The sequence below is a fragment of the Actinomyces viscosus genome (assembly GCF_900637975.1).
GTDB lineage: Bacteria > Actinomycetota > Actinomycetes > Actinomycetales > Actinomycetaceae > Actinomyces > Actinomyces viscosus.
In genome coordinates, this window is record NZ_LR134477.1 from 3,149,968 (window position 1) to 3,169,787 (window position 19,820).

Sequence of the window (19,820 nt, forward strand, 5' to 3'; positions counted from 1 at the left end):
CAACGAAAGGGGTGCTGCGTGGCACATGATTTAGTTATTCAATACGAGGCTCTCGAGCATGCGGCTTCTCGAATGAGTCGAACTGCGGAGGATCTGGCATTCTCTCCCTCAGACCATGAGGTGCCACTTCACGCTTCTGCAATAATGTTCTCCGAGGCATTCAACTCCTCGCTCGGCCGGCTCAGTACTGATATGACTTCGCTTGTGGACGGCATCGAGACTCTCGTCTCTGGAGTAAAAGCTGCTGTCGCCCTACTTTCTGACGCTGACTCATCTGTTGCCAGCAGAGCTAGGCAACTTCTTCGAGGAGAATGATTGATATGACTGTAACACTGTCGGCTGCTCGCACCTTTGATGCCAACCCGTATTTCTCTGCTGCGCGCGGTCTGGAATTGCAAGGGCATACGCTTGAGCAGGCGAGTCAGGACCTATCTGGCGTGAGAACATTGGCTGCCGAAGGGTGGCAGGGGGTCGCTGCTAGCGCTTTCTCGGAACGATCTCGGACGGTGGAGAACTCTGGTTGGCGGCTGTCACGGAGTCTTATTCAACACTCGCAGCTTCTGAACTGGTACGCAGCAGCCAAGGAGCTGGCATGTAAAAAGGCTGTATCCATGGCGGATCTTGCGGCTGCCAAAGGTTTCATTGTCTCGGATGTATGGCTGCTGTCTCTTTCTCCGCTACAACTTGTGGGAGGTAATGTTGCTTTTGACCTTGTCGAAATGAATATTCTTCAGGTTGTCATCAATTCGCATGTCAGCATGATTGACCTGGTTGATGTGGAGGCTACCTCGCTGCTGAACGGGAGTGAGGCATTAAATTCAGTTCTTCTTGGAGCGAATAGTGCTCCACATGTCACATCTAACGGGTACGTAGTCGGCAAGATTCCTGATCGCACAATTAATTTTGACAACGATTTTCCGTACAATTCCAAGTGGCTATTCACTTGTGTGGATCTTGACTCGTGGAATTTATGGCATCTCTTGCTTTATTTGTCTAAAACCACTCCTGGGCGTGAGGACGCCAATGATATGTATGAGCATTACTTGAGCGGTAAAGGGACTGATAAGAATTTCGATTTCGAGAAGGGGTACCGGGAAGATATGGGGGTGCGCCGAGAGGTGGACCGTGAAATGAACGAGAGCTTGACGGCGGCTAATGAGTTAGTCAAGGAGGGGCATACTTCTGCGGATTTTCATTCGGGAGTGAAGTCATCTGCCGATGCGAACTATCCTGAGACCGAAAATTGGCAGAAAACCGTTGGTTCGTATTTTTATTACAGTGATTCAGAGTTGAAAGTAGATGGTGATACTGTCACTCTGACGACAACGATGACGGCTAGGGATCGCTGGAACTTCAATAAGGGTGCCAGGGATATAATGTCGGGTGCACCTGATGCTGTGAATGGTAGGTTTGAGGAGCTGGGGTGGGCCAGGAGCTTTGATACAAGCGGTACGATAACGCGGGTTTATTCTTGGAAGGTGGGTGAGGAGCCGCCATACATCGACGGACATGTTATAGTGTGATTAAAACAAGATTCGTGTTGCTGGTTTTGTTGTTGGGTTGGTGATCGGGTATTCGTGGGGCGTCCGATGTGGGGGTGTCTCTTTCTCGTGGGGTGCTTGGCTGCTGGTGCTGGCTTCTTTTGTTGTCGTCTCTTGTGTTGTCGGCGTTTCGTGTGAGCTCTCGGGTCGAGGGCGGAATATCATGCTGGGATGGACAGGGTCGTGGTTAGTGATGATGAGTGGACTGTTTTGCAGGGCTATAAGCACCAGGCGCCTTACAGGTTGATGCGTTTGAAGTCCGAGGCGGTCGTGCTGCTGTCCAAGGGTGTGGATACCGCGGTCGTGGCCCAGGTCGTCGAGCGCACGCCCGAGACGGTGCGCAGCTGGGCTCGGGAGTGGAACCGGTACCGCCTGGCCTCAATCCACACCGGTCACGCCGGCAACCTCAACGCCTCCAGGCTCACCGCCACCCAGCGCCAGGAGGTGGCCGGGGTACTGTCCCGGCCCCCGTCGGAGCAGGGCCTGCCCATCGGGTTCTGGGACGTGCCCCATCTGGCGGCCTGGGTCTACGACCACTTCGAGGTGGAGTACGCCTCTGCCGCCTCCTACCGGTTCCTGCTGCACATGGCGGGCCTGTCCTTCCACCGCCCCCAGACCGTTGACCAGCGCCGCCCGCCCCAGGCGGACGTTGACCAGCGCATGAGCCAGATCCGTTCCGAGATCGTCCGCAAGTGGTCCGATCCCGAGGTGATGGTGGTGTGCGCCGACGAGGTGCGTATCGAGCACGAGGCGATCGTGCGCAGGGCGTGGATCCGCCGGGGGGACGCCGCCCGCCTGGAGGTCGACCGCCGCCGCCAGGCCCAGTCCTACATCGGCTTCCTGCACGAGACCGACGGCACCGTCGACTTGATGACCCTCGACTGGCAGGACACCGGCACCATCACCCAGGCCCTGATCGACCTGACCGTGAAGCACCCCGACAAGAAGAAGATCGTCATCGTGTGGGACAACGCCTCCTGGCACCGTTCAGCAAAGCTCACAAACAGCCTCAAGACCATCAAGAACCTCGAGAGGATCCACCTGATCAACCTACCCGCCTACAGCCCCGACGAGAACCCCATCGAGCACGTCTGGAAAGAAGCAAAGGACAGTATCAGCAACCACCAAAGAGCCACATTCCCCCAAACCCGACAAGCATTCGAGACCTTCATCCAGGCAAACAAGTTCCCCTACCGACTCACAAAATAATCTCGTTTAAACTCCACTATAGCGGTGGAACTGGCGGGTAGGGGCTGCTGCGCTGTCGTATGTACTGTTGGATTCGGCTCGGTTACGCGATGCGCGCGGGACGGGCCCGCCAGGTGGGGCGGCTCACCGGGGGTGCGGCTGTTCGCGGGGCGCGCCCATGCCGTAGTCTTGCCCACGTTGCCCCGGCGAGGGACGCGCCCCACAGGCGCGCATCCGTGATCGACGTGGTGGTACCTGGCGGTACTGCGCGTCGTCGCGCCCAGCCGGACCACCATCAGCCGCGGGGCACCGGGCCCCGCCTCATCCGCAAGGAGAGCCTCATGGCCAACAACGCCATCACCCTCAAGGGTCAGGACCGCACCGAGTTCGGCAAGGGCTCGGCTCGCCAGGCCCGCCGCGCCGGCCAGGTCCCCGTCGTCGTCTACGGCCACGGCACCGAGCCCCGCCACCTCCTGCTCGAGGAGCACGCCACCCGCCTGGCCCTGCGCAACAACGACAACGCCCTGGTCGAGCTGGTCATCGACGGCGGCGAGACCCTCCTGGCCCTGGCCAAGGACGTGCAGCGCCACCCCATCCGCCCCGGCGTGCAGCACGTCGACTTCCTCCTGGTGAACCGCAACGAGCGCGTCGACGTCGAGGTCCCGGTCACCGTCATCGGCACCGCCGCCCCCGGCACCATGCACATGATCGAGGCCGCCACCATCGTGGTCTCCGCCCCGGCCGTCTCCGTGCCCGAGGCCATCGAGGTCGACATCACCGGTGTCGCCGCCGGCACCGTCCTGACCATCGCCGACATCGCCCTGCCCGAGGGCCTGGAGGCCGTCTCCGACGCCGAGACCGCCGTGGTCAACGTGGCCAACGAGCACGCGGTCGCCTCCGAGGTCCCCGAGGCCGTCCCCGCCGAGGGTGACGCCGAGGCCGCCGCCGAGTGAACCACGCGTGACCCGCATGAACAGTCGTGACGACGCGCCGGCCGGAGCCCTCGGCGTCTTGCGCGGCGCCTGCACCCGGCCCACCCCGGGGCGGCCCGCATGAGTGAGGCCTGGCTCGTCGTCGGGCTGGGGAACCCCGGGGCCCGGTACGCCCGCAACCGCCACAACGTCGGCTACATGGTGCTCGACGTCCTGGCCGAGCGCACCGGGTCCCGGTTCTCCAACCACAAGAAGGCCCGTGCCCGTGTGGCCGAGGGGAGGCTGGGCATGATGCCCGGCGGGGCGCCGGGCCCCCGCGTCATCCTGGCCGAGCCCTCAGTCCTCATGAACCTCTCCGGCGGCCCCGTGGCCGGGCTCGTCTCCTACTACGGCATCGACCCCGCCGCCCGCCTGCTCGTCATTCACGACGAGCTCGACCTGCCCGCCCACGAGCTGCGCCTCAAGCGTGGCGGCGGCGAGGGCGGCCACAACGGCCTGCGCTCCATCAGCAAGTCCGTCTCCACCAAGGACTATGCGCGCCTGCGCGTGGGCATCGGCCGCCCGCCGGGCCGCCAGGACCCTGCCGACTTCGTCCTGTCCGACTTCCCCGGCCGCGAGCGCGCCGACCTCGGCGTCACCCTGGAGCGGGCCGCCGACGCCGTCGAGCAGGTCGTCACCCTCGGCTTCGACGACGCCCAGCAGCGCCTGCACGCCCCCCGCTGACGGGGCGCTGCCCACTCCGCCAGCAATGATCGTCAGGCCATGAGGCCGGTCTCGTAGGCGACGACGACGGCCTGGACGCGGTCGCGCACGTCGAGCTTGGCGAGTACGTTGCCCACGTGGGTCTTGACGGTGGTGGCCGACACGACGAGGTGCTCGGCGATCTCCGCGTTCGACATGCCCTGGCTCACGAGCACCAGGATCTCCTTCTCGCGCGGGGTCAGCGAGTCGATCCGCGGGTCCGCGGCCTGGTCCGGCGCGCCCGAGCTCGGTAGCGAGGAGGCGAACATCTCCAGCATTCGCCGGGTGATGCGTGGCGAGACGACCGCCTCCCCGGAGGCCACGGTGCGGATGGCCTCGGCCAGCTCGGCGGGCCGAGTGTCCTTGAGCAGGAACCCGGAGGCGCCGGCGCGCAGCCCGGCGAAGGCGTACTCGTCCAGGTCGAAGGTGGTCAGGATGAGGACGCGTGTGCCCGGGCACTCCCGGGCGATGAGCTCGGTGGCCTCGATGCCGTTCATGCCCGGCATGCGCACGTCCATGAGGATGACGTCGGGGTGCAGGGCCTTGGCCTGGGCCAGGGCGGACGTCCCGTCGGAGGCCTCGCCGACGACGTTGATGTTGTCCTCGGCCTCCAGCACCATGCGGAAGCCCATGCGCATGAGCGCCTGGTCGTCGGCGAGCACGACGTTGATCGGGCCGCTGACCCCGCCGGGCCGCTGGGCCCCGCCGTTACTCACAGGGGCGTGTGCCATGAGGAAGTCCCTTCGTCATGCTCGTCCCAGCGCAGGACCGCGCGGACTCGCCAGCCCGTGGGGGTCGGGCCGGCCTGTACGGTCCCACCATAGACCGATGCGCGCTCGCGCATGCCGATGAGTCCCTTGCCGGATCCGTGCACCGGGCGTGTGTCGGGGGCGGTCTCGTTGTCCACGGTGAGGACCACGGTGCCGATGTGTCGTTCGACATCGACGCTGACGGCCGGCGTCGTCGGCGCGTAGCGCAGCACGTTGGTCAAAGCCTCCTGGGCGATGCGGAACACCGTGAGCTGGAGCGCCTTGTCCGCTGGGAGCGCCGTACCGACCCACCGGTAGCTGACGGGGACGCCCGCCGCCTCGAAGCGCTTGACCAGGCCGGTGATGTCGGCCTGCTCGGGAGCCGGCGCAAGCGGCAGGTCGCCCTGGGACCGGTCGCTTCCAGCGTCGGTGGCCTGCCGGCGCAGGCTGGCTATGGGAGCGCTGGGCTCGACGGGTGCCACGGTCCCCAGGGGTGCGAACTCGGGTACTGGCACGTCGCGGACCTCGTGGCTTCGGGCCGACGGCGCCGAGGACGCTGAGGGTATGGACAGCTCCGGGGATGCGGCCTTTCTTCTCAGGTTCCAGCGGAGGTGGCGCGCAGCAGTGGGCGGCCGGCCGGAGGCCATGGGGACCTCCGAGGTGATACTGGCGGCAGGAGTCGTTGGCGGTGCCGGTGGGACCCGGTCAGGGGAGGTTGCGGTGCGCCCCGAGCCGGATGAGGACGCCGAGCTCGTCGAGCCGGCTGGGGCGGAGGCGGAGCTGCTTGCGACCGAGGGGTCCTCCCGCAGGACCCCTACCAGGCGGCGGGTGTCGGCCAGAGCGTTGCGCCCGGCCTCGGCCAGGGTCTCCATGGCCTGTTTGGCGGTGGCCGGGTTGCGCTCCACGGTGGCGGCGGCGCCGTCGGCCATGGTGATCATGACGGCCAGGGAGTGGGCGACGACGTCGTGCATCTCCCGGGCGATGCGACTGCGCTCCTCGGCAGCAGCCAGCAGTGTGGCCTGCTCACTGGCCAGGGCCATCCGGGCCGAATGGGCCTCCAGAGTCTTGAGTCGCAGGCGGGCTGAGCGGGTATTGAGGCCCACCAGGATACCCACGCTGAGGAGGAGTATGAGGAGGGCCGCGTTGCGCAGGAACTGCTCAAGCGTCAAGTTGCTCGTGAGGATGACATCCAGGGCAAGGGTGACTAGGGAGACCGCTCCCGCGGTCCATGCGACGGCCGGCTTTCGGTGCGAGGCAATGGTGCCCAGCGTGATGGGGACAGCCAGCAGGCTCATGCCGCTGACGCCGCTGGCCGCGTACAACAGCTGTTCCTCCGTGAGGTCGAAGGTCCATATGACTCCGAACTGGTAGATCTCCGGGATGAAGAGGATGACGGCCCACGTCCAGACAGGGAATCGTCTACGCAAGGCCAGTGCTGCTCCTGCTAGCGTTAGCGAGCTCAAGGCCGGTGGCAGGATGGGATAGGCGCTGACGGGGCTGTCATGTCGGAAGAGAACCGTGATGCCCATGAGGATGCTGAAGGCGAGGGTCCCGAGGGCGATGAGGGCATCCGCGACCATCGGGTGACCGTGGCACCACTGACTGATCGCGCGCAGCAGGCCCCGGGGCTCCGGCCGGAGCTCGGGATCGTCGTCCTCGGGCATGCTTGTGGCTGTACGGCCGGGCTGAGAAGTGGGCAGCGGGCTGGGCATAGGGCTCAGTGTGTCATTCCACGGAGGTGTCATCGACGGCAACTTGAGCGGCTGGGACGACCGGGACCGCTGGGGCCGGGGTTGAGGCCTCTGCGCGTTGGCGGGGGCCGAGTGACTGGACGAGGTCGTCATCGGTAACGAACGGACCATGGCTCGCAGAAGAGCCGGGTTGGTCAGGACCGAGCGGACCGACGCCCCCCCGCCTCGGGAGAACCGGGATCCTCCCGAGGCGGGGCGGGTGAGGAGGCCGAGGAAGGAGGTGTGGGGACTGACATGGGTCATGACCTCCTGTCGGTTTCGGCGGGCGCCGACTCAGGCGTCGCGCCGGGAGAAGACGATCCAGGCGGCGATGAGGGGGACGATCGCCCAGGCGATGAAGACCGCAATGGCCTGGCCGTGGGTGAGGAACTGGGAGCCCTCCCCGCCCCACTGGGTGGAGAGCTGGAAGGGATCGGAGACGGCCGTGGAGACGGTGCTGGGCAGGCAGCCGATGATCTTGTTGGCCCAGTCCCACCTGCCGGCTGCGAGCTGGAGGGGGACGATGACGACGAACAGGAGGGAGACGACCACGGTGATGGCACCGGCGGTCGAGCGCAGCAGGAAGCTGATGCCCAGAGTCATCAGGGTGATAACGGCGAAGGCCAGGCCCGATCCCCAGATGTAGCCCAGGTAGTGGGAGTCGGTGAGGGAGCCGGCGTGCTCGCCGAGGAAGGGCTTGGAGATCGCCCAGGACAGGAAGACGGATACGGATCCCAGGATGAAGGAGATGACGGAGACGACCACGGCCTTGGACACCAGGATGCGCCCGCGGTGGGGGACGGCGGCCAGGGAGGAGCGGATCTGTCCGGAGGAGTACTCGCCGGTGATGATGAGGGCTCCCAGGACCGCGATGACGATCTGCCCGAAGCTCAGGCCTGCGGTGACGGCGTCCTTGGCCATGTCCTGGTACTGGTCCGTCTGTCCGACGGCGGCGGCTATACCGGCACCGAACAGGACGGTCAGTGTGATGGCGATGAAGCAGATGATCCAGGTCGAGCGCAGGGTCCAGATCTTGAGCCACTCCGCGCGTACGGAGCGCAGGACGGTCTGGCGGCCCTGGATGCGCAGGTTCGTGGGGCGGGGGATGGTGCTTACAACGGTGGGCGCGGAGGTGTTCGCAGGGGTCTGGAGCATGGAGCTGGTGGGGGCGTGCGTAGGGGTGGTGACAGTCATGACAGGACTTTCTGGCGCGAGTCGAATGAGATGGTGGGTGCGTGGCGGTCGATGGCTTGCCGGAGTACGAGCCTCAGTGCCGGGGCAGGCCCTGCTGAGGCGCCTGGTCCGATGGCCGAGGTGCTGCCTGGCCGGCGGGATCGGTGCGGTACTCGACCGAGTCGTTGGTCAGCGTCAGGTACGCCTCCTCGAGGCTGGCGTGGATGGTGGTGAGCTCGTGCAGGACGACGCCGCCCTGCGCGGCGAGCTCACCGATGGCGGCGGCGGTGGCGGCGGTGGTCTCCAGGACGCTGGGGGCCACGGGGCGGGCGGCCAGATCGCGGGCGGCCATGAGCTCGGCGAGCCGGCCGGCCTGGGGGGAGGCCACCCGCACGCGGTCGGTGGTGGCCGAGGCGATGACGTCGTCGACCGGGCCGGCTGACAGGATGCGGCCGCGGCCGATGACCAGGAGCTGGTCGGCGGTCTGGGCCATCTCACTCATGAGGTGGGAGGAGATGAAGACGGTGCGGCCCTCGCCGGCCAGGCGGCGGCAGGTCTCGCGCACCCACTTGACGCCCTCGGGGTCCAGTCCGTTGACGGGCTCGTCGAACAGGAGCACGCCGGGATCACCCAGCAGGGCGGCGGCGATGCCCAGGCGCTGGCTCATGCCCAGGGAGAAGCCCTTGACGCGCTTCTTGGCCACCGACGTCAGGCCGGTGATCTCCAGGACCTTGTCGACCCGCTTGGCCGGAATGCCGTTGGAGGCGGCCAGCTGACGCAGGTGGTTGCGGGCACTGCGCGACCCGTGCAGGCCCTTGGCGTCCAGCAGGGCGCCGACCTCGCACAGGGGAGCGGGCAGGTCGCGGTAGGGGCGTCCATTGACGGTGACCGTGCCGCCGGTGGGCTTGTCCAGGCCCATGATCATGCGCATGGTGGTGGACTTGCCGGCCCCGTTGGGGCCCAAGAACCCGGTGACGGTGCCGGGCTGGACGGTGAAGGAGATGTTGTCCACCGCGGTCTTGTCGCCGTAGCGCTTGGTGAGATTGGCTGCCTCGATCATGATGCTTCCTCTTCGACGTAGACCTCTGGTGAGGCGGGTGGAGCGGGTTCGGGATGGGGACACCGGGACAGGTGCCCGAGCAGTTCGGTGACTGTGGGACGGACTGTGGGATGGCTGGTGTCTGGCAGCGGCTGAGCGGCCCGGTTTTCCCGGGGTCCAACCGGATGGCTCCAGCCTAGGAACGTGCCGTCGTCGGCGAATCGGCCGGGGTGACGAACCCGGAACCGGACAGGCCCGGGCCGCCAGAGGGAGGCGGCTCCTCCTGGAGGATGAGCCGATCGGTCGGAGAAAGTCGCCAGCGCCTCCCGAACAGGACCCGAACAGGGTGGGTATCTCTCCCCTGAGGACTACGTCCTGAGGGAAAAGGGTTTCCCTCACCACGCCAGGGGTGCGCATAATGAGCACAGTCTCCGGTAACGGCCCTCAACCGGTCGGCCGGGCTGTGAGCGGAGGTTCCTGCGGACCGTTCGCCCCAGACCCCTCAGAGAGGACGAGAGGATCATGAGCAACCCATTCTTCAGCCGTAGCACCGCCTTCCAGGAGGGCGCCCGGGTGGGCGGGTCGGCCCCGACCCGGACGCCCAACGGCTACCCCACCATGCCCGGCTACCAGGCCGGCCAGCAGTACGGCCAGACCAGTCAGGTCGCAAACCGGTACGGGCAGGCCACCGGCTACGGCCAGGTGAGCCCCGAGCAGATGGCCGGCCTGGAGGCCCAGTACCAGGCGCCGTCGGCCACCAACGCGGACATGCGCCGCATGACCTACGACGACGTCATCATCCGCACCGGCGGCATGTTCGCCGTCATCCTGGTCATGGGCGCTCTGTCCTGGAACCTGGTGACCAGCACCGATGAGTCCACCGCCGCGCTGGGCGGCATGGCGATGCTCGCCGGCATCTTCGGCAGCCTCGTCCTGGGAATCGTCAATTCTTTCAAGCGGGACCCTTCCCCGGCCCTCATCCTGGCCTACGCGGCCTTTGAAGGCCTCCTGCTCGGCGGCCTGTCCGGGTTCATGGAGGCCCGCTACGAGGGCATCGTCGTCCAGGCCGTGCTGGCGACGCTGGCCACCTTCGGCGCCATGCTCGCCGCGTACTCCTACGGCGGCTTCCGGGTCCAGGGACGGTTCCGCCGAGTGGTGGTCGTGGCCACGCTCGGGTACGCGATCTTCTGCCTCATCAACCTCGGCCTGTCGATGACCGGCCTGGCCGGCGGGGCCTGGGGCCTGCGCTCCATGACCGTTATGGGGATCCCGCTGGGCATCCCGCTGGGGATTCTCGCAGTCGTCCTGGCCTCCCTCTTCCTGGCGATCGACTTCGAGTCCATCGAGAACGGGGTCCGCAACGGACTGCCCCAGCGTTACGCCTGGGCCGCCGCCTTCGGCCTGGTCGTCACCATCGTGTGGCTCTACGTGGAGTTCCTCCGCCTGCTGAGCTACTTCCGCGACTGACTCGAGTCGCGCGACCGGATCCGGTTCCGAGTCTCCGGGGCCGCGCTATCCTCTCGGCCGGGGCCGGGACGTATCACCCAGGTGATGTGTCCCGGCCCCGGCTGCGTGTCCGGTGGGTACCCGCCGCGCGCCCCTCGACAGGGTCGCCTGCTGCCACCTGCTGCCACCTGTCCTGGGCCGCCCGAAGCGCAGTCCCGCACAGGGTCTGTAGCGGACCCGCGCAGAACGCTGGGCGACCCCGCCCGGACAGTTCGCGCTGGGCCGAGGTCCGCGGCGGCGTCGGGCCAGAGGCCTCACGTAGGCTCGCCGCATGATCAACATCAACATGCCCTCGGTTGAGGGCGCCATGGGCGCCAAGCCCACGCTCACCTTCCCCGGGGCCAAGGCCCCCGAGGGGTTGCAGGTCCAGGTGCTCGACGCCGGTGACGGCCAGGTGGTCGAGGCCGGCGACACGATCGTGGCCAACTACCTGGGGCAGATCTGGGGCGGTGACGTCTTCGACAACTCCTACGACCGTGGCCAGCCGCTGAACTTCCAGGTCGGCGTCGGCATGGTCATCCGCGGCTGGGACGACGCCCTCGTGGGTCAGCGCGTGGGCTCGCGCCTCCTGCTGTCCATCCCCTCCGAGCTCGGCTACGGCGACCGCGGCGTCCCGCAGGCCGGCATCCGCGGCGGCGACACCCTCGTCTTCGTCACGGAGATCCTCGGCGTCATCTGAGCCGGCTTCCTCACCTTGCTCTACGCGCGTTCGTACGGTAGGCGCCTTCGGCGCACCATCGGAGTGCGTCTATGGTGCCTTCCGTGCGAACGCGTACTCGCTGCGGCGCCCAGGGCTGCGGCGGCTGCGATACTCTGGGGGGCGGCGCGCTCGCGCCACACCCGGTAGCACGAACTGCACGGTCCGGAGGAAGTCCGGATGACGCCGTCGGGGCCGAGCTCAGCGACGTCGAGCTCTACGACTTCCTCCTGAACCACGGCGGCGACCTCATCGACCGGGCTGCCGCATCTGCGCCGGTTCCGGCATCCAGGTCGGCGGACTTCCCGACGACGGCGCGTCCGCTCAGCCCCAAGCGCACCGCTCGGCAGGCGGCCAAGGAGGCCGCCAGAGCGCGTCCCTCCACCGGCGCGCAGGCCGCCCTGGGCGCTGCCCGCGAGGAGATCTCGGCCCGAGTGGCCCGCAACCGGAGCCAACGCCGCCGCCAGGAGTCGGACGAGGCCTGGGACCGCCGTCGTCAGCGGGCCCAGCGCCGCCGCAGCAGCCGATGACGCAAGAGGAGCGTTCCGGAAATATTGCCTTCGAGACCCTGCCGACCGTCGTCGGAATAGAGGCCGGGGAGGGGCACGGGACCGCGCGGGGTCAGCGGTATCACGTCCCAGGGAGAGAGTACGGCGCGGCGCCGGGGGCCGGCTGGGGATACGCTGTGGCAACACGGCGTCGTGACGTGCCGGCCATTCCCCTGAGGCCGGCGCCTTGCGACGCCGTTCCGGTCCGCCTGCCCGAAAAGGAACCGCTCATGCCGCAGTATCGCAGCGCTACCTCCACACACGGCCGCAACATGGCCGGCGCCCGTGCTCTGTGGCGGGCCACGGGCGTCAAGGACTCGGACTTCGGTAAGCCTATCGTCGCCATCGCGAACTCCTTCACCCAGTTCGTCCCCGGGCACGTGGGCCTGCGCGACGTCGGCCGCCTCGTGGCCACCGAGATCGAGGCCGCCGGCGGCCTGGCCAAGGAGTTCAACACGATCGCCGTCGACGACGGCATCGCCATGGGCCACGACGGCATGCTCTACTCCCTGCCCAGCCGCGACCTCATCGCCGACTCCGTGGAGTACATGGTCAGCGCCCACTGCGCCGACGCCCTGGTGTGCATCTCCAACTGCGACAAGATCACCCCGGGCATGCTCATGGCCGCCATGCGCCTCAACATCCCGGCCATCTTCATCTCCGGCGGCCCCATGGAGTCGGGCAAGATGACCGCCGCCGATGGCACCACCCGTAAGCTCGACCTCATTGACGCCATGATGGACGCCGCCGACCCCACGGTCGCCGACGAGACCATCAGTGCCATCGAGCGCCTGGCCTGCCCCACCTGCGGCTCCTGCTCGGGCATGTTCACCGCCAACTCCATGAACTGCCTCACCGAGGCGCTCGGACTGGCCATGCCCATGAACGGCACTCTGCTGGCCACTCACGCCGACCGCGGCGAGCTGTTCAAGCGGGTCGGCCACCAGATCGTCGAGATCACCCGCGCCTACTACGAGCACGACGACGCCTCCGTCCTGCCGCGCTCCATCGCCACCAAGGCCGCCTTCGAGAACGCCATGAGCCTGGACATCGCCATGGGCGGCTCCACCAACACCGTCCTGCACCTGCTGGCCGCCGCCCAGGAGGCCGAGGTCGACTTCACCATGGCCGACATCGACCGCCTCTCGCGCAAGGTTCCCCACCTGGCCAAGGTGGCTCCGTCGACGAACCTCTACCACATCGAGGACGTCCACCGCGCCGGCGGCATCCTCGGCATCCTCGGCGAGCTCGACCGCGGCGGCCTGCTGGAGACCTCCACCTCCAACGTCCTGCGCTCCACCCTGGGCGACGAGCTCGCCGCCTATGACATCGCTCGCCCCGGCCCCGACGGTGTCCCCGGCTCCCAGGTCAGTGAGAGGATCCGCACCGGCTACCTCGCCGCCCCCGCCGGCGCGCGCACCACCGAGATGTTCTCCCAGGCCTCGCGCTGGGAGTCCCTTGACACCGACCGCGCCGCCGGCTGCATCCGCGACGTCGAGCACGCCTACTCCGCCGACGGCGGCCTTGCCGTCCTGTTCGGCAACATCGCCGAGAAGGGCTGCATCGTCAAGACCGCCGGGGTGGACGAGTCGATCCTGACCTTCTCTGGGACCGCCGTCGTCTTCGAGTCCCAGGAGGACGCCGTCGCCGGGATCCTCGGCAAGCAGGTGAAGTCCGGCGACGTCGTCATCATCAGCCACGAGGGCCCGCGCGGCGGCCCCGGCATGCAGGAGATGCTCTACCCGACGACCTACATCAAGTCCATGCACCTGGGCAAGGAGTGCGCTCTGCTCACCGACGGGCGCTTCTCCGGGGGCACCTCGGGCCTGAGCATCGGCCACGTCTCCCCGGAGGCGGCAGCCGGTGGACTCATCGGCCTGGTGCGCAGCGGCGACATCATCGACATCGACATCCCGCGCCGCTCCATCTCAGTGCGCCTGAGCGACGAGGAAATCGAACGTCGCCGCGCCGAGGAGGAGGCCCGCGGCGAAGCCGCATGGACCCCGCACGTGGACCGACCCCGCAAGGTCTCCGCGGCGCTGCGCGCCTATGCCATGCTCGCCACCAGCGCCGACCTGGGTGCGGTACGTGATCTCAAACGGCTCGGTGTCAAGTGATCGTTGATCCTGCGGGGAATGACGGAGCATTCGGTGTGCAGGGAGCGGGACAGCATAGGGCTGTCCCGCTCGGAGCGGGGCCGGTGCTGACTGTGGATCGAGGACAGGGCGTCATGGCAAACCAGTGAGGACGAACACGCTTTATTCACGTCATTTAACGGAAGTATCTTAAAGGTGAATTGAAAACGAGTCTCATCTCTGCTTAAGGTGCTTCTCGTGGTAACTGCTCTTAGATCCCTGTGCGTCAGCAGCGGGAGACGCAGGCTCGTAGACGAGGTGAGCCTCACCCTGAACCCCGCCAGCCGCACTGCGCTTGTGGGCTGCTCCGGAGCCGGCAAGTCCCTGACGTGCGCCGCCCTGGCCGGTACCCTTCCGCCCGGTCTGACCGCAACCGGAAGTCTCACCGTCTCACTCCCACGCGACGAGTCGGGTGCGACAACTCCTCCGCCCCGCGCACCCAACCTGCTCGGCCTGCCCGCAGCCATGCGTCCTCGTGGATCGCGCATCGCCCTCGTTCCTCAGGATCCCACCGCGTCTCTGCACCCCCTCATCACCGTCGGACGCCAGGTCGCTCTGGCTGCCGTTGCCACCGGACTCACTGATGACGAGGCCAGGGCGCGTGCCACCCAGATGCTCGACGCGGTTGGACTGGACGAGGCCGTCGGCACGAGGGTGCCCGGGCGTCTCTCCGGCGGTCAGCGCCAGAGGGCCTGCCTGGCCCTTGCCCTGGCCGGGAAACCCGCTCTCATCCTTGCCGACGAGCCGACCACGGCGCTCGACGTCATCGCCCGCGCCAGGATCCTCAGGCTGCTGACCGACCTCACCGACTCGCCCACGGCCCCCGCCCTCCTCTTCATCACCCACGACCTGCCCGCCGCCACCATCTGCGAGACCATCGCCGTTCTCAGCGAGGGGAAGGTCGTCGAGACCGGGCCGACCCGGCAGGTCCTCAGCAACCCCGCTCACCCGGTCACCGCCGCCATGCGCGATGCCGCCGCGGACGAGACACTCGACGGCGCCCTGGCGGCGGTCGAGCTGCACGACGCCGTTGACGGTGCCGCCGCATGAAGGGCCTGTCCGTCCGCGGGCTGACCCGCTCCCACCCCGACCTCGACGGCTACCGCCAGGTCCTCCACGACGTCGACCTGGACCTGCCCCCGGGCCAGAGCGTCGCCCTGCTGGGGCGCTCCGGCTGCGGCAAAACCACTCTCCTGCGCGCTCTGCTGCTCCTGGACCACCTGGGACCCCACGACGGCGGTGAGATCCTCCTGGACGAGCAGCCGGTCGTGCGCCGCCGCAACGTGCGCGACCTGCTGCCCTACCGGCGCACCGTCCAGTACGTGCCTCAGGATGCTGCCGCCAGCCTCGACCCCGCCCGTACCGTTATCGAGCAGGTCGCCCGGCCGCTGCGCGCCCTCGGGATCCCGGGCTCCCGCAGCGACCATGAGGAGCGGGCCCGTGCGCTCCTGACCGAGCTCGAGATCCCCGAGGACATATGGGGCAGCAAGCCGCACCGGGTCTCCGGCGGTCAGGCCCAGCGCGTGGCCATCGCCCGCGCGCTGGCACCCCGCCCCCGCTACCTCCTGCTCGACGAACCCGTCTCAGGACTCGACCCCGCCCTGCGCCGGCAGGTCCTCGAGCTCCTCGCCCGTATCGAGGCGGCCCCCGAGGCCGACGAGCAGAACGACGCCGCTCTGGCTGGTGACAGCGCCGTGCCCGCCCCAGCCCTGCTCGTCGTGTCCCACGACCTGGCCGCCGTCGCCCGCATCTGCTACCGCGGCATCGTCATGGACGACGGCACGCTGGTCGAGGACGCTCCCATGTGCCGGCTGCTGAGCTCGCCCGAGACCCCCGCCGCGCGCGCCCTGCGCGACGCGGTCCCCAACCTGCCGTGACCCCGACCCCGGCTGACGCAGACCCTGTACGAACCGTAGCACCGACCACCAGCCCTAGAAGGAGCACTCATGTCCTCTCGTCTTAGCCCCAACCGCCGCCAGGTCCTCGCAGCCCTGGGGATCGGCGCTGGCGCCACCGCGGTCGGCGCCTGCTCATTCGGAGCGAAAGGAACGAAAGCCGGCGGACGTATCCGGCTCGTCATGTTCTCCGAGCCCAAGGCCGCCCTAAGTCCCCTGTCCGATGATGCCTTCACCCTCACCCGATGCTCCTGCGCCGAGACCCTGACCATGCTCGACGAGGAGGGCAATGCCAAGGGGCTGCTGGCCTCCGCCTGGACGCGGGTGGACAACACCACATGGCGCTTCACCATCCGCGATGGGGTCACCTTCCACGACGGAACCGTCCTGAGTGCGGAGAACGTCGCCTCTTCCCTGACTTTCACCGCCAGCGCCCCCAAGCAGCCGCGGGTCCTCAACGGCGTCACGCTCACCGCCACCGCCGAGGGCAAGGACGTCGTCATCAAGACCGAGACTGCCGACCCGCTCATGCCCATGAGGCTCTCGGGTCCCTCGCTGGTCATTCTCTCCCCGGCCGCCTATCCTGACGCCGCCGGCGGGAGTGTCGACCCCGTGGGCCATGGAACCGGCGCCTTCAAGCTGACCAAGATCACTGGCAAGGCCTCGGCCACCTTCGACCGGTACAACAAGTACTGGGGGGACAAGGCCAAGGCCGAGGGCCTCGACGTCACCTTCGTCCCCGAGGGATCGACCCGGGCCAGCTCGCTGATCTCGGGCAATGCCGACCTGGTCGAGGCCATACCGATCGCCCAGCTCTCCAGCGTCGAGCAGAGCGCTGCCGTGGACGAGATCGCCATCTCGCGCGCCTGCACCCTTTACCTCAACACCTCCAAGGTCTTCTCCGACCCGGGTCTGCGAGCCGCGGTTTGCGCCGCCATCAACGCCCAGGACATTGTGGACAAGGTCTACGAGGGCCACGCCGACGCCTCGGCCGGGCTCCTGGGCTCGATGGTGAGCTGGGCCGCCGACCTGCGGGCCTGGGGCCGCGACGTCTACTCCGGCGCCTCCGGTGCGGCTGCGGCGGGGAAGGTGCCGGGATTCCCCGCCGCCACCGCCGTGCCCGCGGGTACCAGCATCACTCTGGGGTCCTACAGCGACCGTCCCGAGTTACCGGAGGCCGTTGTCCTCCTGGCACAGCAACTGGAGCAGATCGGCTTCACCGTCACTCAAGACGTGCGCGACTACAGCCAGATCGAGACCGATGCCCTGGCGGGGAGATTCGATGCCTTTCTCATGTCGCGCAACACGGTCCTGGACACCGGTGACTCGGTGGCCTACATGGCCTCGGACTACTCCTCCACGGGAACCAACGCCCTGACTTTCCTCAAGGACGGGACCGTGGACGCGGCCATCAGCAACGCGGCTGTCACCGAGCCGGGTCAGGAGCGCCAGAAGGCCACGATGGAGGCTGAGCATGCGATTCTGGCCACCGGCGCCGTCGTCCCCATCCTCCACGAGCGGATCCGGGTCGGGCACGCTAAGGAACTCACCGGGGTCGCGCTCGATCCGCGTGAGCGCGCCCTGGTCACCACCTCCACCACGCTGGGCAAGTGAGCCGGCCGGCGGCCGGGCGTCGCGGCGACGCCGCTCTAGACGTCGTACCGGGTGTCGATTCGAACGCCGTCTCGGAGCCGAGGTGGTGGGGCCGGGTCGGTCGCGCCTTGGCCCGAGCCCGCAGCCGCTACGACGGGGTGACCACGGCGTCGCGCGTCGTCGCCCTGGCCTCGCTGGTGGCTCTGGTGGGGATGCTGCCCTGGCTGTCCAGCAAGGACCCGGCGCTGTCGATCTTCCGGGCCACCTCCGCCGAGGGGGAGGCGACTCCCGAGGTTCTGGACGCCATCCGTCGGAGCCTGGGCCTGGACGGCGGGCCACTGCGCTCCATTGGTCACTGGCTGGCGGGGCTCCTCCGTGGCGACATGGGCACCTCCTGGGTGAGCGGGATCGACGCCGGAGCGGCGACGTGGCAGGAGTTCGGCGTCTCGCTGAGTCTCATGGGCACCACGTTGCTGGTGGCCCTCGTCATCAGCGGCGCCCTGGCTGCTTCGGCCCTGCGCAACGGTCTTCGGGGCAGGTCGCGGCCGAGCGGGGGCGCCTTGGCCGCGATCCTGACCGCGCTGCCCGAGTATCTCCTCGCACCGATCCTCATCCTGTTCCTGGCCGTGTACGTCAGGCTGCTGCCACCGCTGGGCTGGAACGGCCCCGAGAACATGGTGCTGCCCTCTCTGGCTCTGGGCATGCCCGCGGGTGGACTGCTGGGAGGGCTCGCCGCTGACGCCATCACCGCCACCTTCGGTGAGCGCTGGGTGGCGACCTGGGCGACCGCAGGAGTGTCGGGGCGGGCGATGGCCGTCGCGGTGCTGCGGCGCGCTCTGACTCCTCTGATCGGGCAGGTGGCGCTGGTCGTGGTCGGCCTGACCGGTGGAGCGGTGGCCGTGGAGAAGGTCTTCGCCATTCCCGGGATCGGCCGCAGCCTGCTCAATGCTGCGATATCCCAGGACGTGCCCGTGCTCCAGGCCGGGATCCTCCTGCTGCTGGCACTGGCTCTGGGCACGGGCGCCGTCGCCGAGCTGGTCCGTCGCGCCCTGCTGGGACAGGCGGCCGGCGCCGGCGGGTTGTCGGCCTCGCCGCCTGTCGGGCACTCGGACCGGGTGGCGCGGATGGTGGCGATCGCGGGTGCTTCCGCGCTGGTGCTCATGGTGCTGGCGGGCATCTCGCGCAATCCGACGGTCTCGGTCGCAGGCCGTTTGGAGCGTCCCAGCCCGGCGCTGCCCCTGGGAGCCGACGCCTTGGGGCGCGACGTGCTGGCCAGGGTTGCTCACGGTGCGGTCTCCACCGTGCTCAGCGCTTTGGCGGTCATGGTAGTGTGTTTCGTCATCGCGCTGCTGGTGGGGCTGTTCCCCAGAGCGTCGGTGGGTTTCGTCGAGGTCGCCAACGCGGCGCCACCGGTGCTGGCGGGACTGATCGTGGCGGCCGTGACCGGTCCCAGCGAGATCGGCGCGGTGATCGCCGTGGCCACTGTCGGTTGGGCTCCGATGGGCTCTCACGCGGCATCCCTCGTCATGGAGGCCCGTCAACGTCCCGACATCGGGATCGCTCCGGTCCTGGGGGAGGGGCGCGTGCGGATCATGCTGACCCGGGTGCTTCCCGCCGTCATTCCTCCGCTGGTGCGTCACGCGGCGCTGCGGCTTCCCGGTATCGCCCTGGCCCTGGCCGGGCTCGGTTTCCTGGGGCTGGGCGCGCAGGCCCCGACTCCCGAGTGGGGCCTGGTCCTGTCCGAGGCGCTGCCCTACATCGAGCGCGCTCCCTGGGCGGTTAGCGCCCCTGCGCTCGCGCTGGTGGTGCTGTCGGTGACGGCGGTCGCCGCCTCCCGCTCGAACTGAGCTTTTCTAGTGTGCATACTCACTTTTAACTTATTCGATTCAGGTCAGACAACACTGAGAAACCACACGCAACTCGCTGCGATGAAAGCTGTGATCCCGGGAACGTATTTACGGGGATGGCGGAGCACTTCGCGCTCCGATTTCCAGTTTGTGTGCGGCCAAAACATCTCCATGATGGCGGCGGTCGCGGCTGCCGCGATAGCAGCAACCATGGTCACAGCCAGATTGAGGAGAGTCGTGGTCGACCAGCCCGGCGCAAGTGTCACGATGATGATGCAGATTGTGTGGCATACGGCGAGTTGAAAACCGAAGCGCCAGTAAGACAACCACGTTCGAGGACAACACTTGGTCATAAGCCAGCTACTTGGATTTCTAGAAAAATATGAGTTTAGAGGAGTATTTGAAACCACCAAAATGAAACCGAGAGACCAGGTTGAGCTGTGGCGGCGAAGCGATAAGTTGATGACTATTCCAGCACCGATAAGCGCGAGTAAGTTTATGTGGGC

At 67.5% G+C, this 19,820-nt stretch carries 16 protein-coding genes; 12 read left to right on the top strand and 4 right to left on the bottom strand.

Annotated elements, in window-relative coordinates; all coding sequences use genetic code 11:
• Window positions 1-311 precede the first annotated feature (311 nt).
• The 4 genes from EL340_RS13285 (at window position 312) to pth (ending at window position 4,384) form a co-directional block, all read left to right on the top strand.
• Complete coding sequence (locus EL340_RS13285) at window positions 312-1,523, top strand: hypothetical protein (protein WP_126415015.1); 1,212 nt, start codon at window positions 312-314, stop codon at window positions 1,521-1,523.
• Window positions 1,524-1,787: 264 nt separating this feature from the next.
• Complete coding sequence (locus EL340_RS13290) at window positions 1,788-2,750, top strand: IS630 family transposase (RefSeq protein WP_232022928.1); 963 nt, start codon at window positions 1,788-1,790, stop codon at window positions 2,748-2,750.
• Window positions 2,751-3,070: 320 nt separating this feature from the next.
• Window positions 3,071-3,682, top strand: a complete 612-nt coding sequence (locus tag EL340_RS13295) for a 50S ribosomal protein L25/general stress protein Ctc (protein WP_126415517.1) — start codon at window positions 3,071-3,073, stop codon at window positions 3,680-3,682.
• Window positions 3,683-3,781: 99 nt separating this feature from the next.
• Window positions 3,782-4,384 carry an aminoacyl-tRNA hydrolase gene (gene pth / locus EL340_RS13300; RefSeq protein WP_126415016.1) on the top strand — a complete coding sequence of 201 codons (603 nt, stop codon included), beginning with the start codon at window positions 3,782-3,784 and terminating at the stop codon, window positions 4,382-4,384.
• A gap of 32 nt (window positions 4,385-4,416) precedes the next feature.
• Here pth and EL340_RS13305 read toward each other — a convergent pair whose 3' ends face one another.
• The 4 genes from EL340_RS13305 to EL340_RS13320 form a co-directional block, all read right to left on the bottom strand.
• Window positions 4,417-5,133 (bottom strand): response regulator, encoded by a 717-nt coding sequence (locus EL340_RS13305; RefSeq protein ID WP_126415017.1) that lies wholly within the window; start codon window positions 5,131-5,133, stop codon window positions 4,417-4,419.
• Window positions 5,115-6,815: a sensor histidine kinase gene (locus tag EL340_RS13310; RefSeq protein WP_232023098.1), complete on the bottom strand. Its 1,701-nt coding sequence runs from the start codon at window positions 6,813-6,815 to the stop codon at window positions 5,115-5,117. The genes EL340_RS13305 and EL340_RS13310 overlap by 19 nt, the downstream gene beginning before the upstream one ends.
• Before the next feature lie 360 nt (window positions 6,816-7,175).
• Window positions 7,176-8,075: a DUF2705 family protein gene (locus tag EL340_RS13315; RefSeq protein WP_197722316.1), complete on the bottom strand. Its 900-nt coding sequence runs from the start codon at window positions 8,073-8,075 to the stop codon at window positions 7,176-7,178.
• Between the two features lie 73 nt (window positions 8,076-8,148).
• Window positions 8,149-9,114, bottom strand: coding sequence for an ABC transporter ATP-binding protein (locus tag EL340_RS13320; RefSeq protein WP_126415019.1), 966 nt, complete (start codon window positions 9,112-9,114; stop codon window positions 8,149-8,151).
• 501 nt (window positions 9,115-9,615) lie between these two features.
• On the opposite strand from EL340_RS13320, the gene EL340_RS13325 reads away from it, so the two are divergent.
• The 8 genes from EL340_RS13325 to EL340_RS13360 all read left to right on the top strand — a co-directional run bounded on the left by EL340_RS13325 (window position 9,616) and on the right by EL340_RS13360 (window position 19,314).
• Window positions 9,616-10,560: a Bax inhibitor-1/YccA family protein gene (locus EL340_RS13325; protein ID WP_126415020.1), complete on the top strand. Its 945-nt coding sequence runs from the start codon at window positions 9,616-9,618 to the stop codon at window positions 10,558-10,560.
• A 310-nt stretch (window positions 10,561-10,870) separates the two neighbouring features.
• Entirely contained in the window at window positions 10,871-11,278 is a 408-nt protein-coding gene (locus EL340_RS13330; RefSeq protein WP_126415021.1) for an FKBP-type peptidyl-prolyl cis-trans isomerase, read from the top strand.
• 83 nt (window positions 11,279-11,361) lie between these two features.
• Entirely contained in the window at window positions 11,362-11,826 is a 465-nt protein-coding gene (locus tag EL340_RS13335) for a DUF2992 family protein (RefSeq protein ID WP_232023099.1), read from the top strand.
• 248 nt (window positions 11,827-12,074) lie between these two features.
• Window positions 12,075-13,961: a dihydroxy-acid dehydratase gene (gene ilvD / locus EL340_RS13340; RefSeq protein WP_126415023.1), complete on the top strand. Its 1,887-nt coding sequence runs from the start codon at window positions 12,075-12,077 to the stop codon at window positions 13,959-13,961.
• Window positions 13,962-14,177: 216 nt separating this feature from the next.
• Window positions 14,178-15,029: an ATP-binding cassette domain-containing protein gene (locus tag EL340_RS13345; RefSeq protein ID WP_126415024.1), complete on the top strand. Its 852-nt coding sequence runs from the start codon at window positions 14,178-14,180 to the stop codon at window positions 15,027-15,029.
• On the top strand, window positions 15,026-15,856 hold the full coding sequence (locus EL340_RS13350; RefSeq protein ID WP_126415025.1) for an ABC transporter ATP-binding protein: 831 nt from the start codon (window positions 15,026-15,028) through the stop codon (window positions 15,854-15,856). Before EL340_RS13345 ends, EL340_RS13350 begins: the two co-directional genes overlap by 4 nt.
• A 69-nt stretch (window positions 15,857-15,925) precedes the next feature.
• Window positions 15,926-17,488 (top strand): ABC transporter substrate-binding protein, encoded by a 1,563-nt coding sequence (locus EL340_RS13355; RefSeq protein ID WP_126415026.1) that lies wholly within the window; start codon window positions 15,926-15,928, stop codon window positions 17,486-17,488.
• Entirely contained in the window at window positions 17,485-19,314 is a 1,830-nt protein-coding gene (locus EL340_RS13360) for an ABC transporter permease subunit (RefSeq protein ID WP_232023100.1), read from the top strand. Before EL340_RS13355 ends, EL340_RS13360 begins: the two co-directional genes overlap by 4 nt.
• Window positions 19,315-19,820: the final 506 nt, after the last annotated feature.